The sequence below is a fragment of the Acidovorax sp. FG42 genome (assembly GCF_057809195.1).
Map to the genome: position 1 here is coordinate 1 of NZ_JBMDJM010000041.1, position 307 is coordinate 307.

A 307-nucleotide genomic window follows, 5' to 3' on the forward strand; every position below is an offset into this window, starting at 1 on the left:
CGGGTGCGGTTGGTTTCGAACTTGGTGGCGAACTGCGAAGCATCGGCTTCGTCAGCGTGGGCACCAAAAGCGGCGAAAGCGGCAACAGCAGCAACGGACAGGAAACGGACAGACTTGTTCATGGTGAAACTCCAGAAAATTTGAAAAAGAGGGACTTGGGTACTGAGAGATACGGCGCAACCAGGGCGGCAGATTCAGCCGCCCCGGGTCAATCAGCCGCGCTCACCCGAAGAAATCTGGCCGGTACGCACAGCTTCAGCAGCCTGGGCACGCACGGCAGCGCGGTCAGCCGTGGACTTGTAAGTCA

General features: G+C 59.0%; 1 pseudogene. It reads right to left on the reverse strand.

The features are described 5' to 3' along the window. A pseudogene (locus ACODSM_RS22440) lies at nt 1-122 on the reverse strand (DUF4148 domain-containing protein); the annotation flags it as partial. Nucleotides 123-307 lie beyond the last annotated feature (185 nt).